Genomic DNA, 15,799 nt, shown 5'->3' on the forward strand with positions numbered 1-15,799 from the left:
CCAATGCCAAAAAAATCAGGAAAAGGCACATTAGCAGAAAATCGTAAAGCACGCCATGACTATAACATCGAGGATACGATTGAAGCGGGCATTGCGTTACAAGGTACGGAAATCAAATCGATTCGTCGTGGAAGTGCCAACTTAAAAGATAGTTATGCACAAGTGAAGCATGGCGAAATCTTCTTGCATAATATGCATATTGCACCTTATGAAGAGGGAAACCGATTTAATCATGATCCGCTTCGTGTACGTAAACTTTTACTGCATAAACGTGAGATTTTAAAGTTAGGCGAGCGTACACGTGAGATTGGTTATTCGATTATTCCGCTTAAATTGTACTTAAAACAAGGCAACTGTAAAGTATTACTAGGTGTTGCACGCGGTAAGAAAAAATATGATAAGCGCCAATCTTTAAAAGAAAAAGCGGTCAAACGCGATATGGATCGTGCGATGAAACAAAAATATTAATGATTTGCGAAGAATGTAAATTTTTGATATGATATAATGTGCTTTCATATCACGGAAGCACATTTAATACTACGGGGATGTTTATGGATTCGACAGGGGTCCCCCGAGCTCATGAAGCGTGTCGGAGGGTTGTCTTCGTCATCAACACATCAGTTTATAATAACTGGCAAAACTAACAATAACTTCGCAGTAGCTGCCTAAGCGCACTCTGCATCACCTAACAGCATCGCCTATGTGCTGTTAACGTGATTCAACTTGAGTAGGATACGCTCGTCACTGCCGTTTGAAGTCTGACGAGAAGAGATGAATCAAACTAGCATCATGTTGGCTGTCTATCGCCTTGCATGATGTGAATTTCAACGATAGACTACACACGTAGAAACATTTGTATCAGGACCTTTGGACGCGGGTTCAAATCCCGCCATCTCCATTTTTTAGAGAATAATCATGTTTAATAAATTCCTGCAAGCGTTGATATTTCAATGTTTGCAGGAATTTTTCTTGTATTTCGTTAATATTCGTTTACTACTATTTTGGTCATTGGATGGTCAAAAAATAAACGTTGACCAAAGAAATTGACCATCTCTATTATATTGCGACTAAAACCTTTGATATAACAACGTTTCTTATAAGCAAGTGTCGAATATGTGTCAAGAGTGTATGACTCTAACACATCGGCCTTGCTTTTTTGTTTGTGTAGATCATTGTCTTCTATTTTTAAAGATTAAGATTTAATTTTGTGAATATGACCAATGATGAGAGAATGTAACATGAATGTATAGAAACAGGATAAATCCAATGTAGTAGGCGTCGAACAGGACGAGTGTAAGGTACTTAGATATTTACTTTTCCATATTCCGGCATAGCTAGTTGATTGTTTATATAATTTTATTATTATATTATAAGTATATATAGCTATTCTTGGGGCGTTTGGATGGAGGAGAAAAGTATGAACAAGAAACGATTTGTCATCAGTTTATTGTGTAGCATTACAATCTTATGCATGATTTCAAGTTCTACCGCTTTAGCAGATCATATGCCAGACCCAACACCAGATCAACTGAACAAATCAAGCCAATTCACAGGATTAATGGAAAACATGAAATTTTTGTATGAAGGTCATTCTCTATCAGCACAAAATGTTAAATCTGTCGATAGCTTTTTAGGACATGATTTAATTTTCGATTTAAAAGATGCACAATCGCAAAGTCAGGAACAAGTCAAAACAGAATTAATAAGTAAAGAATTAGCTGAAAAATATAAAAATCAACATGTAGATATTTTTGGTACAAATTATTATGCGAACTGTTATTTCTCGGGAATAGCAAAAGAGGATGCGGCAAATAGAGGTAAAACGTGCATGTATGGTGGCCTGACAGCACATCAAGGCAACCATCTAGGTAAGGGCAATTCACAGACGATTTATATACAAGTTTTCGAAAATGGTCAACATACCATCACTTTTAATGTACAAACCGATAAGAAAAGTGTAACCGCACAAGAACTTGACGTAAAAGCGAGACAATTTTTGGTTAGTAAACTCAAACTATATGAATTTAAAGGATCACCGTATGAAACAGGCTATATCAAGTTCATTGAATATGGTGGCGATACGTTCTGGTATGATATGATGCCGCCACCCGGTGATAAGTTTGATCAATCTAAGTATTTATTAATGTATCGTGATAACAAAACTGTTGATTCTAGATGTGTAAAAATCGAAGTACACTTAACGAAACAATAAAGACAACAAAATAGCGCTTATGATTGAGAACAGATCACAATCATAAGCGCTATTTTCAATCGTTAAGTTTGAAAGCAGGCATTTCGGTACTTGCTTTTTGATTGAATAAGGAATGTGAAAGTACTTGAATTTTTAAATTGGGCAGTCATTTGATTATTAAATGGTTAGTTTATGTTCAGCACCGTTTTCAAGGATTTTATTTGGTAAGGCTATGATTTTTTAGGAGTCGTATCAAAATCAGATTTATCACATGCTTTTAGAGACATATACAATAAATCACAGGTATTAAGCAGTGGGATTTCTAACTATTATTTTATTTACACAAAATATAGTTTAAAATATCGTTGAGATAAAAGAAGTCGTGATGTATTAAAGGAGGATTTCATGATTAAAGCTATCAATCATATCACATATTCTGTTTCGGATTTAAGGAATTCTATTAAGTTCTATAAGGATATTTTAAAAGCGACATTATTAGTTGAAGGGGAGCATACAGCCTATTTTACACTAGGAGGAGTTTGGTTAGCCCTGAATGAGGAAAAGAACATACCTAGAAATGAGATAAAACAATCATACACACATATTGCTTTTTCTATAAGTGAAAGTGACTTTGACAGTTGGCACTACTGGCTAAAGCGTAATCGAGTGAATATACTAAAGGGTAGAGAAAGAAATGTTAAAGACAAGCAATCGATTTATTTTACAGATCCTGACGGTCATAAAATAGAGCTACATACCGGTACTTTAGAAGAGCGTTTAGATTTTTATCAACAAGAAAAGCCACATATGAGATTTTTTAAGCATTAAACACGAAACACTTTTATTAAGGAAATGATGGTGCTGTTAATAAGCAATTATTTGAAGGAGACATTAAATGATTGAGTACGAATGGAAACATTTGAAATGTGAAAATCGGGAAAGTGGGCAATTTATTGAGGTTTTGCATCCAGATTTTAAAGAGTTTGGTATGTCGGGAAAAGTGTATGATAGGAGCGACTTTGAAGGTATTGAATTACACGTAGCTGAGTATGAAATAAGTGATTTTCAAATTGATTATTTAGCAGAAGATTGTAGATTATGTACATATACTTTAGTAGATCATACGCGGCACATTAAGACAAATAGAGCATCAATCTGGAAAATTCATGAAGGAGATTGGAAGTTATTGTTTCATCAAGGAACAGAGAAACGAGAACTAACTTAAAATGGAAAAGCACCTAAGACTTTGAGAAAGCTTAGGTGCAGTTTTATTTTTAGCTGGAAATTTTGAATTGGACTTATTTCAACTTTGGATTTGCTGTTATTACTTTACTGTGTCAAAATCGCTTTTATTCTATCTTTATCTGACCAGTTTAATATTGAAAGATTTTCATGTTCTGCTGCTTGCCGTGCTTTAGTAGTAATTGGATTCTCAAAATCATTTGCGACGATGAACATTTGAGGTGCTAGTCCGCTTCTACTAGGTCTATTATCTTTAACATCTCTGTACATAAAAGCATCAGTCGTCACTTTATTAAAATCTAGATGGTTTGCAAAATTGATAAGTTTTTCAGGTTTTGATTTTGTTTCCGGTAAAATGAAATCAATAAAATATTTTATTCCTGATTCTCCTGAAACTGAAACTTTTGCCGAACCTAAAATCTCTTCGTTGTATAAAAAATCGAATACTTCTTCATAAAAAAGACGAGATACATTTGACTTTGTAGTTAATGTTAGATCATAGAGTTTTAAAATACCTTGTATCAAGTTGTGTTTTGACTGTGCGAAACTATCATTCTTGACAAAAGAGACAATTTCTTCTCCATCTAAAACGAGGTTAAATTGGTTGAGTACGTTTTGAATAAGCCTCTTTCTTGTTTTAGTATGAACATCGATACCAGCGAGGTCAAGTTCATTTATTGTTAAGCTATCATCAGATAATCGGATTTCTTGATTAGGTAATACCTCAAGATATATTCTTATATAATCATTTAAATGGTTTATAAATGGTGTCGTTATTTCTGTTGAACCTTCTAGTTCTTTATATCTGTAATTTTCTTTCATCCATTTAAAATATTCATTCATTTTTTGTTCAATTAACTCCATCTGCAGTTCACTCCTTTCTGTTTTAAAATAATTTTGGTTTGATGATAACATTTTCACGTTTAATGTTAGTATAGTTCATAAAAAAATCTAAGGCATCTATAAGCTCATTAATCAAGTGAATATTTTTTATTTCGTGTAATGGAATAGCAATTCCACCATATTCATATTCAGCAGTCATGATATGGATGTGTGGTGTAGGTATTCGATTAAAGTTTGGTGGATTAGCATGATCACTACCATTAACGTCAAAACGAATCATAGTACTGTTTTGATTAATGCTGTATAGTATTATGGTTAAATTGTCGGGGTTTTTATGACCTATCTTATTTATGATTAATTTGAACCTTTCAGAGTCGTCTATAATATGTATTAAATTATGTTTAGTTTGCTCTCCGACACTTGGTAGATTCACAATATTTTTTCAAATACTTTTATTTTACTCATTAATCGTTCATATATTTCTTTTTCCATAGAAAGCCTCCTTTGTTTGATGGTTAGTTCTAATTTGGCTATGTACAAATTGTTTTATGAAATCCAAATCATTCATGCTTAAAGAAAATGAATGTACGACTGATCATATGATATGGATAAATGATTTTAAAAAGTAGTAAAGGGAGATAAAAGGCATCGTTAAATACATAATCATTAAAGAGAAGACAAAATAGATTTAGATATTGATATAAATCATATAGTGCACTTCGTTAATTTGCAAGTCGTAACGTGACATCTTTTAATGTGCTTGACATAAGTTAAGTCGTACCAAATTAGAGTAGCGATTCCTTTGTGATAGCACTTCTACCGGATCACATTGCAGGAATAGTATTAATACATAGAATGATTGAAAGCTTTATTTTATAATTTAATAGGAATTTATATTTTTGAGAAATGAGCAGGGAGATGTTTAAACGATGAAAATGAATGTTGAAGGAGATAGCTTTAACATTACAGATATTCAAGAAGACCAGTTAATCCTTGAATACGATGGACGTCAACAAAAATTTGAACAGGAAGGACATCAGTTCAAAATTTCTTATGAAGCATTACAAGAAGTATTAACTAAAAAGAATGAACCGCTTATTTTTCAAACCGCAGAGGGTCAACCCTACATTGTTAAAGGTCAATTGGTAGAAGGATTTAAAGCGGGTCGTATTGCTAAGGGAAAGGCGACTTATACGCTATATGTGAATGAGAAGCGAGAGTTGTGTGTGATTTACAACAAAAAACCTAGCATTTTAAATTTTTATCACAGCGCTTGTCGCTATCAAGGGGTGACGGTTGAAAATGATGTGCTTAACATTCATGTGATTTTTACAACGGTGCACTACAAGCCTGTATCCATTAAAGGAAAGATAAAGGTGAGAAATAAAGATACCGAAGTCATTTCAACGGGAATTGTACATCAAATTCAACAAAATCAAGATGTTTATGAAGTGACTGCAAGCTTAGTATTTGATTTGGTGGCAATTCGTAAATTACTTGGGGATACGATACCGTTTTATACATATAATAGTGACATATATGACATCCGCTTTAATTTTCAAATAGAGGATATGCCGATTTCTCAATTTTATCCAAAAGTGAAATTTCCAGTTGAAGACAAATATAAATGGCATGACGAACATTGGATGTCATTGGATGAACATTTTAAGTTGTTATGTCGTCCGTATCCTACAATGAGTGGTAATCTAGCAATGCGTTTGATTCCTATTCCAATGGCGACATATGAAGATTATACGAAAGGCCAAATCAAACGGTTGAATCAAAATGGCAAGAAAAATATCGTCTGTATTGAATATCCTGAAAAAGCACAAGAAAATGGGATGATTTTGTTTAAATGGCTCGTCAAACATTATCAGAAAAAGTTCAATATTTATTACATGGTGAGTTCTGAAAGTAAAGATTTAGCTAATTTGACGGGCTATGAAGCACATATGATTTATTATAAATCACCGGAAAATCTAGCATTGATGCGAGAAGCGGATGTGATTTGTCACACGCATATGTCAGAGTATGTATTGCCTTTTATTACGAATCAAACAGAAAAATATGTTGAAAAACCACATCGCGTATTTTTGCAACATGGCATTATTGGTTCTAAAGACGTGAGCAACTTGTACGGAAGAAAGGCACATGACCGCATTGCTGATTTATTTGTCGTTTCTTCGTATCGTGAGCAAGCATTAATTCATCGTGATTATGGCTTTAACAAGGATGAAATTATCGTTACAGGGCTGCCGCGTTTCGATAATGTGATCAACGAGAGAAGGAAATATATTAAAAAATATCGTCATCGTAAAAAAGTATTAGTGATGCCGACATGGCGACAAGGTTTGAACATTTATGATGATGAGAGATTTATACAAACCGATTATTATCAGGAGTTTCAAAGTCTCATTAATCATGAAAAATTGAAAGAAATGGTGGAGCAACACGGCTATGAAGTCGCGTTTTATTTGCATCGTAACTTTCAAAAATTTAGTCATTTATTTCATTCAGACTATGTTGAGATTTTAAGTGATCATGATCATGACGTCAAAGATTTGTTGGCAGATTACCAAGTGCTTGTCACAGATTATTCAAGTGTGGGGCTCGATTTTGCGTTAATGCATAAGAAAGTCGTCTATTTCAGGCCTGCGCACATTTTAGGGAAGGATTACGCACTTGAGCCGAAAGCATTATTGCCAGGCGAGGTTGTCACGTCACAAGATGCGTTGATACAAACACTCCAACATACCACTATGTCAAAAGTGTATCGTCAAAATTTAAAACAACTTTATGAATACGCTGATCGACGTGCATGTCAACGCATTGCTCAAGCGATGATTCAACGTTTTAGTTTGAAAGATTGATTGTTTATCAGATAACAGCGTAAGTTTATGATTTCACAATAGTATGGCACAATAAAAATATAAAACATTTTTAAAATTGACACATTTCATGGTACACTTTATACAATACAATTGCTCAAATGTGTCAATATAGGTACATATGTTTAAACAGCGGCGTATTACATCAACACTTCAATTCTCCCAATTTATGCTACTTTTGGAGAATAACGCCAAAGTCAAATGACAAGTAAAGGTGGAGAATGGTAGAGGAGTAGAACAAATGTGAACAAAAGCAAAAAATCTCGACTTACTTATGTCATCATCAGTGTCATTATTATTGTCATATTCGTAAGTGGTTTTTATTTATACCACCAGTTTAAACTTTTGAATGAACAGGATCAATTGACGTTGCAAGATAGGAAGCAACATCAAAACACGCATACAGCTGAAAAAGCAAAAGAAATCCAACCGCTTGAAACAGTCGTTGATCAACAAAACCCTGTATACAATACGATAGATCAATATTTAGAAAGCGTGCAGTTTAACGGCACCATTGCAGTTTTTGAGAATGGTAAGTTAAAAATGGATAAAGGGTACGGCTATCAAGATTTTGAAAATAAAACGAAAAACAGTCCGAATACGGTTTATTTAATCGGCTCTGCACAAAAGTTTCTAACAGGAATGATGGTTAAAAAGTTAGAGCTTGAAAATAAAATCAATGTAAAAGATTCTGTAACAAAATACATTCCTGATTTTCAATTACCGCAAGATATTACGATTCAAGATTTACTGAGACATCAAAGTGGTCTGTATAAATATAAGGGTTCAGATGATATTTCAGATTTAGATGGTGCGATTAAAGCCATTGAAGCACGGGGCATCGATCCTAAATATTATCATAAACATTTATACAATGACGCCAATTATCTTGTGCTTGCTAAAGTTATTGAAAATGTAACGCAAGAATCGTATGTTAAAAATTATTATCGTTATATCGCAAATCCGTTTCGACTGATGCATTCTGGATTTTTCGATGATGAACGGTATAAAGGAAATATGGCAAAAGGGTATCGATTTGATAATGAAACGCAAAATGTAGTCTATCGCGAACCGCATTACTTGAATCAGTATTATGGTGCGGGGAATTTATATATGTCAGCGCATGATATGGGCGTTTTAGTGAGAAAGTTGCAGACGAATCGCGTATTTCCTGAAAAAGTCACTATGCCATATTTACACGAATTATTGACGGTGCGTTATCCTGAAAAATATCGTTACGGTTTTTATGTCTATAATGATTTTAACCGTATTAATGGTATTTTCTTCGGTCATATATTTACGACTTATTACAATGACAAATATATTATTGTATTAGGTACCAATTACGATCAACCTAAACCGAACAACAATGAAGAACGCATTAAACATATTTATTTTGACATTTTAAAGCAGCACAAAATCATCAATCATCCTGGTGTGACAGTGACTGTACCGAAATCGTCATAAATGATACCAATAAAAAAGCGCAATGAATCTTAACGTGAAAGGTTCGTTGCGTCTCTTTTTATAAGTCCATAATGGCACTTTGAAGTAGGTAAGGTTGTTGATATTTTTGAATCAGATTTTGAATGAATTGAATGCACGCATCATAAGTGACGATTCTTGTTTCAAGTTGAGTTAATAAAGAGGTATAACTTTCTTTTTCTGTTGGTGTAGCATCATGTTTGAAATATCCCCATAAATGTTGAAATGTATTAATAAAAGCTGAGTTGTCGATTGGTTTTGCTAATATTTCTTGAATGGCTGCTTTTATCGTTTTAAAAGACATCTTTTGTTTAATCAACATTTGAATCTCTTTATAATCTTTATAACTCCGCATCATGACGTTATATTTTTGATAGCGCCAATAGTTTTGGATTCTTGTAATTTCTTTCAACGTAATCACCTTAAGTATAATAAATTAACCAATGATCCTCGATATAATGATTATCAATTTTACGCGCTTTTTCTTCTAAAGCTAAAAATTCAAAACCAAAGTTATTATAAAAAATTTTAGCGGCAATGTTATTCGATGCAACAGAAAGTAAAATATTCTCAATGCCATTTTCTTTTGCATAATTTATGAGTGCTTCTAATAATTGTTGTGCAATACCTTCATTTCGATATTGGGGGATGATATATAAACATTCAATCATTGCTTTATGACGTTTTGTAAGTTGCAAAGTATAATTGAGATGAATAAACCCCACTAACACTTCATTCTCGAATGCACCAAATAATACTACGCGATCTTGATAATTTGGATGAAATAAAGCGTCAATGTTTTCAGATGTCAGATCAAGTTGTAAAAAAGATTCATGACTATTGGGCTCCGTTTCGATAAGTTGCACGTCGTCTATGAGTTGTTTAAATTGACTCAAATCGTTACGCGTCAATATTCTGATCATAGTGCCACCTCCAGTATGCTTTAAATCAAACCTTTCACTACTAATCATAATCAAATACTTTTGGAAATTCAATGCTATTTGAGAATCTTCAGAATTTAAAAAAATCATTTATAAAAATAAATCCCTTTATCATTATTAAAATATAGCTCTGTATTAATGTAGCATAGGGTTTTAAAAAGCAATTAATAAAAAGCGGTTGTTAAAAATTCGACATACCGGTAAATAGAAAATTATTGAGAAGAAAAAATGAAGTAAAAATAACGATGAACTAGGGGGAACAATTTTTTCTATATCTATCTTGATTAAAAGGGGACTGAAAAACCCACTTTTAAAAAGTAGCATTGTATATAAAAAGTAATTTGAGTTGGGATAAGGTAGTGTTGGAGTATAAATTCAATCTAAAATATTTCGCTTTTAATATCCAAGACGTATCAAAAAAGATTGCAAGAACTATTCGAGACGCCTGTTGGGATAAATTTAAGAATAGGCGGAAAGCGTGATGAGTAGGGAATAACACAAGTCGCGATTTGTCCGATCTCAATCCTAGCAAAAAGCCGATGTTGAAAGAACAAAAAAGCAATCCCACTTTTAAAAAGTAGCATTGCTCTTTAGATTGCATACCGGGCCGAGGCTCCTAAGGGATAAAGTTGAAAACAAAATGTCGTCGTTTAACTTTGATGGTGGCTACTGTTTATCGCAGTAGCTGTCTGACTTCTCAATGCTTGTGCTTTTGAGAAGTCTAGTCAGCCTTGCGGGGGGAGTACGACGATATCTTCGTTACACATGAGATTTCTGTACTGCTCCCGAAAATCCAATCCGGCATCATTAAATTAACGAATTAAAACCAGCCAGATTGAGTTGAGACTTCAGTGCCTCGGAAAGCGAAATCATAGGTAGCAATCGTGATATATTAAGGAACCATCCTCAAGTAAATGTGCTTGATTAATCTTCAACCGTCACATTCATACTAAACTCAATGTTGCCATTTGTCGCTTTTGAATAAGGACAAAATGCATGTGCTTCCTCTAAGCATTTCTCAGCATCTTCTTGTGACATATTTTTAACTCTCGCCTGAATATCCACACCTAACATTGGACTTTCTGAATTAGGATCATCCATTAATTTCACTGTTAAATCAACGACCGGCTCAGCCTTACGGAAACCATTTCGTTTTAACATTAAGTCAAAAGCTCCATTAAAGCATGATGCATAGCCTGTAGCAAATAATTGCTCAGGATTTGTTTCGTCTTCTTTCGCGTTATCGGGTGGTGCTAATTTAAATTCTAATTTATTGTCATCTGTTTGAACGTGACCTTTACGTCCTCCAGTATTTGTTGCAGTTGTTTGATAAATTGTACCCATCAATAATTCCTCCTTGTTTCTTTATGTTTCATACTACTATTTACCCGATGAGATCGTTTTTAATCATAACGCCTTTTCAAAACGAATGGAATGGGCTATAGTTACTTTATTCAGAATTAACTGACATCTATTATGGGGGGATTAAACAATGACGAAAATTAAAGTATTTGATGTAAGAGAAGACGAGTTACCAGCATTAGAACAATGGAAGGCAGCGCATCAAGTTGAAGTAGAGGTCGAACTGATTGAATCACCTCTAGATATTGAGCAATTAGCACAATTGGCAGATGTAGATGGGATTTCAATTTCTCAAACGACGCAATTTGACAGTGCATTTTATAAAGTACTCGCTGACAATGGCATTTATCATATTGCGCAACGTTCAGCAGGCTATGATCAGTTTGATTTAGAAGCGGCAAATCTCGAAAATGTTAAAATTAGTAATGTACCAAGTTATTCACCACAATCGATTGCTGAATTTGCTGTAACACGTACGCTGGAGTTAGTCAGACATACCGCACAAATTGATCGCAATATGGCTCAAAATGATTTTACTTGGAATTTAAATTTGCAAGGTCGAACAGTTGAATCACTAAAAATCGGGGTATTAGGCACAGGACGTATTGGTAGTCGTGCGGCGAAAATTTTTAAAGGTTTTGGTTCGGAAGTTTTAGCTTATGACATCGCACCGGATGCAAGGTTAAAGGACGTTGTTACATATGTGGACAGTCTCGAAACATTAATTTCACAAGTAGACGTATTGACGCTTCACGTTCCGGGTTCTAAAGAAAATCATTATTTAATCAATGAAGCTGTTTTAAAATTAGCTAAACCGGGTTTGTTACTCATCAATGCAGCACGTGGTAGTGTGGTGGATACACAAGCGTTAATCCGGAGTTTAGAGGATGGTCATGTTGCTGGTGTTGCGATTGATACGTATGAAAATGAGGGTGCATATTTCAGATATGATTGGGGCAATCGTGAATTGGAAGACGAAATATTAAAAGCATTGTTAAAGCATGATAAAGTGTTGCTTTCACCACATGTGGCATTTTATACTGATGAGGCCGTGAAAAACTTAGTCGATATTCCATTAGATGATGTTTTATCATTTATCCATACTCGACAAGCACAAAATATTGTTAATCCATAAATAGAAAAAGGTGACACATCATTGAAAACACAAATTGTTGCGAGTTTAATGCCGTTAGAACAAACATTAACTCATGATGAATTAAGTAATATCGAACGTTACGCGAAGAATTTTGATATTCTTGAATTGCGAATTGATGGGATACCTGATTGTGAGGTAGCAATCGTTGAGCAAATGATTCAACAAATGACTGCACTTCCCGTCACATTTGAGTTACTTGTGACTTATCGCACGTCTCAACAAGGAGGTAAAGGGGAATTATCACAAGCTGAATATTTACAGTTATTACGAGAGTTGTCAGCATTAGACAAGATAGATTTAATTGACATTGAATGGGAACCAAATCAAGAGAACCGTCGCGAAGTTGTTGAAGCGATTCATCAAGGCGGAAAAGTTTCGATAGCTTCTTATCACAATTTTGAAACGACGCCTACAATTGAAGTGCTTAAGAAGACGTATTACCACATGTCAAAACTAGGTGCCAATCATTTAAAAATTGCAGTGATGCCAAAGAGTCAACAAGACGTATTAACATTGTTACAAGCATTAAGTGAAGCGCATGAAGCATTGCAACAATGGGTAACAGGTATATCTATGGGACAACTTGGACTGATTTCGAGAACTGCGCAAAATACGTTCGGTGGTGCGCTATCATACGGTGCATTGTCTGATAGTGTAGCGCCAGGTCAACTCCATGTGGAAACGTTAGCGCAAGTATTGCCTCTATACAGTATATTTGAAAGTTAAAATGCTGTCGTTTATAATTGATAATGGTTATCAATAAAAGAGGGGTAGATAGGAATGGAACTTCAAGAAGCTATTAAATCAAGAAGAAGTATAAAGAAGTTCAAAAGAGACATGCATATAGATGAAGCGGCCTTAAAAGAAGCGATTTTTGATGCGGCAGATGCGCCTAATCACGGTATGCGAGAACCTTGGCGTGTCGTATATGTACCAAAGCATAAGCTCGGTGAAATGAGCCGTGAAATATCGCGTTATGCTTTTCCGAGAGATCAAGAAAAGCAGCAAAGTCATTACGAAGCGGTGACAAACTTAGGTGGGTTTCTTGCGATTGTCATGAAATGTGATGCGCGACAACGCGAAGAAAATGAAAACTATCTCGCTGTTGGAGCATTTGCGCAAAATCTTCTGTTATTACTGTACGAAAAAGGAATCGGGACATGCTGGAAAACACCAGAATATATTTTTAAGCCTAAAGTGCGTGCTGCTTTTGGTGTAGGTCCAGATGAAAAGCTCATTGGTTTTTTATATTTAACCGATTTAGAGGAAGAAGACCATTATCGTAAAGTACCACGTCAAAATAAAGCGATGATTACAGAGTTTTAAAGGGGACTATTTTATCTCGCAATCCTATATAGAAACACGCGAATTGTTTGAGGCTGCATCTTCAAACAATGTCATGAATTTAATATTAAAAAGAAGAGGCCGGGACATGTTGAAATGCTCCCGGCCATATCTATTGACGGACGTATATCCATTCTTAGTGATTATAAAGTCTATCCTAAACTTTCAGCAAGATAACTTTCAACTTGCTCAGGTGATTTTGCATTGGCAGAATGTAAATGATGTCGTTTTTCGCCATTTTGGAAAATTAAGAGGCTTGGAATACCCATCACTTCATATTGTGTAACAGCATCTTCTAATTCATCACGATTGACTGTGTACCATTCGTATTGATTATATTTTTCAACGATCGGGTCAATCCACATATCCATCGCTCTACAGTCAGGGCACCAACCCGCTTCGAATTTAATAATGACAGGTTCGTTACTTTGAATCACTTGATTGAATGAATCCATAGTTGTAATACTTTGCATGTTAGACCTCTCCTTTATAACTGATAAGTAACGATATTATATCGAATTTTATAAGAGAAGTCACCTGTGTGATTCGCTCTATCCATGTCCTATTAATTAAGAAAATTCAAAAAAGGTATTTACTGTTGAATCATGAAAACGTTATTATAGTGGCATGAATAAATTTGTTGCTATTTAATCGTTATAGCGCAAAAGTTGTATATGTTGAAGTTTGTTTGCTAAAAAAACAAGCATTTTAAATTATAATTTGTTATATTTAAGTTAATTTGAACGAGGAGGCTTAGCGATGATTAAATTTTATCAATATCCAAATTGTACGACTTGTAAAAAAGCGGCAAAGTTTTTATCAGAAAATGGTGTAAGCTTTGAACCAATTGATATTACACAACATACACCGACGAAAGAAGAATTTCGTCAAATCATTGAAAAATCAGATTTAGACATTAAAAAGTTTTTTAACACACACGGTGCAAAATATAAAGAATTGAACTTAAAAGATAAGTTAGGTGATTTGAGCGATGAAGAAAAATTAGAATTGCTCGCATCTGACGGTATGTTAGTGAAAAGACCACTCGCTATTTCTGGTGATAAAGTGACAGTTGGCTTTAAAGAAGACGATTATCGTGACATCTGGGTGTCATAAAATAGTTGATTGAATAGCTGCAATGTGTCATGATTAAATTGTAACCGTAATCATTAAATAGGAGGGGATTCAAGTGGCAGTGCCAAGTGGATTAAAATATTCAAAAGAACATGAATGGGTAAAAGTTGAAGGAAATACTGCAATCATTGGTATTACTGACTTTGCGCAAAGCGAGCTTGGTGATATCGTTTTCGTTGAGCTTCCAGAAGTAGAAGACGAATTAACAGAAGGCGAAACTTTTGGTAGTGTTGAATCTGTTAAAACAGTATCAGAACTATATTCTCCAGTTTCTGGTAAAGTTGTAGCAGTTAACGAAGATTTAGAAGACTCACCAGAATCAGTAAACGAATCACCATACGAGGAAGCTTGGATGGTTAAAGTTGAATTAAAAGATGAAAGTGAACTCGATGCATTATTAGATGCTGCGGGTTACGAAAAAATGATTGGCGAATAATATCAAAATGAGAACTCCTGGGTAATTAAATTATCAAGGAGTTTTTTATACTCAAATATTTTTTAGAAGGTGAAGACCATGACGATGATCCATAAGGTTATTGTTGTTGAAGGGAAATCTGATAAAAAACGTGTTCAAGAGGTGTTGTTAGAACCTGTCGAAATCATTTGTACACATGGGACGATGGGAATCGAAAAGTTAGACAATATGATTGAATATTTGTATGATAAACAGGTCTACATTTTAGTAGATGCAGATGCAGAAGGTCGTCGCATTCGCAAATGGTTTACGACATATTTGAGTGAAAGTACAGACATCTATATTGATACGAAATATAGTGAAGTTGCCCGTTGTCCACGCGATTACCTCTCCAATGTATTGCACCATTTTGATTTCAAAGTGAAGCAAGACTTTTATGTAAAAGGGAAGTATTCATATGATGAGTGTTTCAAAGCAATTGAACAATATATCTGAGCATTTTGATCAAAGTGTTCATCTGATTTTTGGTTATACACCGATGTGTGGCACATGTAAAATATCAGAACGCATGCTTGATATCGCAAATGAAATGACACAGCTTCCGATTGTGAAGTTGGATTTGAATTATCACCCTGAATGGAGTCAGGAAAAAGAAATTCAATCAGTTCCTATTTTAATGATTATGCGCTATGATCAAGAAGTAGAGCGACTCTATGCATTTCATTCCGTACCTTACTTGTTAGAAAAATTAAAAAAAGTCATTGACGACAGTGAATGACGATGATAATATAATAATCA

19 protein-coding genes and 1 other RNA gene are annotated in these 15,799 nt (G+C 34.4%); 14 read left to right on the forward strand and 6 right to left on the reverse strand.

Translation table 11 applies throughout. The features are described 5' to 3' along the window. The first annotated feature begins 3 nt into the window (after positions 1–3). From smpB to CCE82_RS10525, 5 genes are all read left to right on the forward strand, one after another. Positions 4–468, forward strand: a complete 465-nt coding sequence (smpB, locus tag CCE82_RS10505) for an SsrA-binding protein SmpB (protein ID WP_086429336.1) — start codon at positions 4–6, stop codon at positions 466–468. Between the two features lie 73 nt (positions 469–541). Continuing rightward, positions 542–901, forward strand: a transfer-messenger RNA (tmRNA) gene (gene ssrA, locus CCE82_RS10510). Positions 902–1,417: 516 nt separating this feature from the next. Beyond that, the gene (locus CCE82_RS10515; protein ID WP_086429337.1) at positions 1,418–2,212 is read left to right on the forward strand and encodes an exotoxin; all 795 of its coding nucleotides are present in this window, start codon (positions 1,418–1,420) and stop codon (positions 2,210–2,212) included. Positions 2,213–2,596: 384 nt separating this feature from the next. After that, on the forward strand, positions 2,597–3,019 hold the full coding sequence (gene fosB, locus CCE82_RS10520) for a FosB/FosD family fosfomycin resistance bacillithiol transferase (RefSeq protein ID WP_086429338.1): 423 nt from the start codon (positions 2,597–2,599) through the stop codon (positions 3,017–3,019). Between the two features lie 67 nt (positions 3,020–3,086). After that, complete coding sequence (locus tag CCE82_RS10525; protein WP_206184390.1) at positions 3,087–3,416, forward strand: nuclear transport factor 2 family protein; 330 nt, start codon at positions 3,087–3,089, stop codon at positions 3,414–3,416. Positions 3,417–3,520: 104 nt separating this feature from the next. Here CCE82_RS10525 and CCE82_RS10530 read toward each other — a convergent pair whose 3' ends face one another. Then, complete coding sequence (locus tag CCE82_RS10530) at positions 3,521–4,297, reverse strand: DUF1828 domain-containing protein (protein ID WP_086429339.1); 777 nt, start codon at positions 4,295–4,297, stop codon at positions 3,521–3,523. 22 nt (positions 4,298–4,319) lie between these two features. Further along, positions 4,320–4,709, reverse strand: coding sequence for a DUF6978 family protein (locus tag CCE82_RS13410; protein WP_420822116.1), 390 nt, complete (start codon positions 4,707–4,709; stop codon positions 4,320–4,322). 496 nt (positions 4,710–5,205) lie between these two features. Between CCE82_RS13410 and CCE82_RS10540 the strand changes: the two genes are divergently transcribed. Then, positions 5,206–7,146, forward strand: coding sequence for a CDP-glycerol glycerophosphotransferase family protein (locus CCE82_RS10540; protein WP_086429340.1), 1,941 nt, complete (start codon positions 5,206–5,208; stop codon positions 7,144–7,146). Positions 7,147–7,407: 261 nt separating this feature from the next. Then, positions 7,408–8,631, forward strand: coding sequence for a serine hydrolase domain-containing protein (locus tag CCE82_RS10545; protein ID WP_086429341.1), 1,224 nt, complete (start codon positions 7,408–7,410; stop codon positions 8,629–8,631). A 58-nt stretch (positions 8,632–8,689) separates the two neighbouring features. On the opposite strand, the gene CCE82_RS10550 is transcribed toward CCE82_RS10545, so the two are convergent. The 3 genes from CCE82_RS10550 to CCE82_RS10560 all read right to left on the reverse strand — a co-directional run bounded on the left by CCE82_RS10550 (position 8,690) and on the right by CCE82_RS10560 (position 10,934). Further along, a complete protein-coding gene (locus CCE82_RS10550) occupies positions 8,690–9,061 on the reverse strand; it encodes a DUF1722 domain-containing protein (RefSeq protein ID WP_086429342.1) in 372 nt (123 codons plus the stop codon). A 10-nt stretch (positions 9,062–9,071) separates the two neighbouring features. Then, a complete protein-coding gene (locus CCE82_RS10555; protein WP_086429343.1) occupies positions 9,072–9,572 on the reverse strand; it encodes a GNAT family N-acetyltransferase in 501 nt (166 codons plus the stop codon). Positions 9,573–10,514: 942 nt separating this feature from the next. Further along, positions 10,515–10,934 (reverse strand): Ohr family peroxiredoxin, encoded by a 420-nt coding sequence (locus CCE82_RS10560; protein ID WP_086429344.1) that lies wholly within the window; start codon positions 10,932–10,934, stop codon positions 10,515–10,517. 148 nt (positions 10,935–11,082) lie between these two features. Between CCE82_RS10560 and CCE82_RS10565 the strand changes: the two genes are divergently transcribed. Genes CCE82_RS10565 through CCE82_RS10575 form a run of 3 tightly spaced genes read left to right on the forward strand, consistent with a single transcriptional unit; the run spans position 11,083 to position 13,434 of the window. Then, a complete protein-coding gene (locus CCE82_RS10565) occupies positions 11,083–12,087 on the forward strand; it encodes a D-2-hydroxyacid dehydrogenase (RefSeq protein ID WP_086429345.1) in 1,005 nt (334 codons plus the stop codon). 21 nt (positions 12,088–12,108) lie between these two features. Then, on the forward strand, positions 12,109–12,834 hold the full coding sequence (gene aroD, locus CCE82_RS10570; RefSeq protein ID WP_086429346.1) for a type I 3-dehydroquinate dehydratase: 726 nt from the start codon (positions 12,109–12,111) through the stop codon (positions 12,832–12,834). Positions 12,835–12,888: 54 nt separating this feature from the next. Next, positions 12,889–13,434, forward strand: coding sequence for a nitroreductase family protein (locus CCE82_RS10575; RefSeq protein WP_086429347.1), 546 nt, complete (start codon positions 12,889–12,891; stop codon positions 13,432–13,434). 170 nt (positions 13,435–13,604) lie between these two features. Here the strand turns inward: CCE82_RS10575 and CCE82_RS10580 are convergent, their stop codons facing one another. Then, positions 13,605–13,925 (reverse strand): thioredoxin family protein, encoded by a 321-nt coding sequence (locus CCE82_RS10580; RefSeq protein ID WP_086429348.1) that lies wholly within the window; start codon positions 13,923–13,925, stop codon positions 13,605–13,607. Positions 13,926–14,211: 286 nt separating this feature from the next. On the opposite strand from CCE82_RS10580, the gene CCE82_RS10585 reads away from it, so the two are divergent. From CCE82_RS10585 to CCE82_RS10600, 4 genes are all read left to right on the forward strand, one after another. Continuing rightward, positions 14,212–14,568: an arsenate reductase family protein gene (locus CCE82_RS10585; RefSeq protein ID WP_086429349.1), complete on the forward strand. Its 357-nt coding sequence runs from the start codon at positions 14,212–14,214 to the stop codon at positions 14,566–14,568. Between the two features lie 73 nt (positions 14,569–14,641). Beyond that, positions 14,642–15,022, forward strand: coding sequence for a glycine cleavage system protein GcvH (gcvH, locus tag CCE82_RS10590; protein WP_086429350.1), 381 nt, complete (start codon positions 14,642–14,644; stop codon positions 15,020–15,022). 78 nt (positions 15,023–15,100) lie between these two features. Further along, positions 15,101–15,496, forward strand: coding sequence for a toprim domain-containing protein (locus CCE82_RS10595; protein ID WP_086429351.1), 396 nt, complete (start codon positions 15,101–15,103; stop codon positions 15,494–15,496). Further along, positions 15,462–15,779: a thioredoxin family protein gene (locus tag CCE82_RS10600; RefSeq protein ID WP_086429371.1), complete on the forward strand. Its 318-nt coding sequence runs from the start codon at positions 15,462–15,464 to the stop codon at positions 15,777–15,779. The genes CCE82_RS10595 and CCE82_RS10600 overlap by 35 nt, the downstream gene beginning before the upstream one ends. Positions 15,780–15,799 lie beyond the last annotated feature (20 nt).

It is taken from the genome of Staphylococcus cornubiensis (assembly GCF_900183575.1).
Taxonomy (GTDB): domain Bacteria; phylum Bacillota; class Bacilli; order Staphylococcales; family Staphylococcaceae; genus Staphylococcus; species Staphylococcus cornubiensis.

Coding starts and splice junctions, on each gene's coding strand:
- CCE82_RS10575 (WP_086429347.1), top strand. CDS start 12,889: ATGGAACTTCAAGAAGCTATTAAATCAAGAAGAAGTATAAAGAAGTTC.
- CCE82_RS10565 (WP_086429345.1), top strand. CDS start 11,083: ATGACGAAAATTAAAGTATTTGATGTAAGAGAAGACGAGTTACCAGCA.
- CCE82_RS10515 (WP_086429337.1), top strand. CDS start 1,418: ATGAACAAGAAACGATTTGTCATCAGTTTATTGTGTAGCATTACAATC.
- CCE82_RS10580 (WP_086429348.1), bottom strand. CDS start 13,925: ATGCAAAGTATTACAACTATGGATTCATTCAATCAAGTGATTCAAAGT.
- CCE82_RS10585 (WP_086429349.1), top strand. CDS start 14,212: ATGATTAAATTTTATCAATATCCAAATTGTACGACTTGTAAAAAAGCG.
- CCE82_RS10560 (WP_086429344.1), bottom strand. CDS start 10,934: ATGGGTACAATTTATCAAACAACTGCAACAAATACTGGAGGACGTAAA.
- CCE82_RS10600 (WP_086429371.1), top strand. CDS start 15,462: ATGAGTGTTTCAAAGCAATTGAACAATATATCTGAGCATTTTGATCAA.
- CCE82_RS10530 (WP_086429339.1), bottom strand. CDS start 4,297: ATGGAGTTAATTGAACAAAAAATGAATGAATATTTTAAATGGATGAAA.
- CCE82_RS10555 (WP_086429343.1), bottom strand. CDS start 9,572: ATGATCAGAATATTGACGCGTAACGATTTGAGTCAATTTAAACAACTC.
- CCE82_RS10595 (WP_086429351.1), top strand. CDS start 15,101: ATGACGATGATCCATAAGGTTATTGTTGTTGAAGGGAAATCTGATAAA.
- CCE82_RS10525 (WP_206184390.1), top strand. CDS start 3,087: ATGATTGAGTACGAATGGAAACATTTGAAATGTGAAAATCGGGAAAGT.
- fosB (WP_086429338.1), top strand. CDS start 2,597: ATGATTAAAGCTATCAATCATATCACATATTCTGTTTCGGATTTAAGG.
- CCE82_RS10540 (WP_086429340.1), top strand. CDS start 5,206: ATGAAAATGAATGTTGAAGGAGATAGCTTTAACATTACAGATATTCAA.
- smpB (WP_086429336.1), top strand. CDS start 4: ATGCCAAAAAAATCAGGAAAAGGCACATTAGCAGAAAATCGTAAAGCA.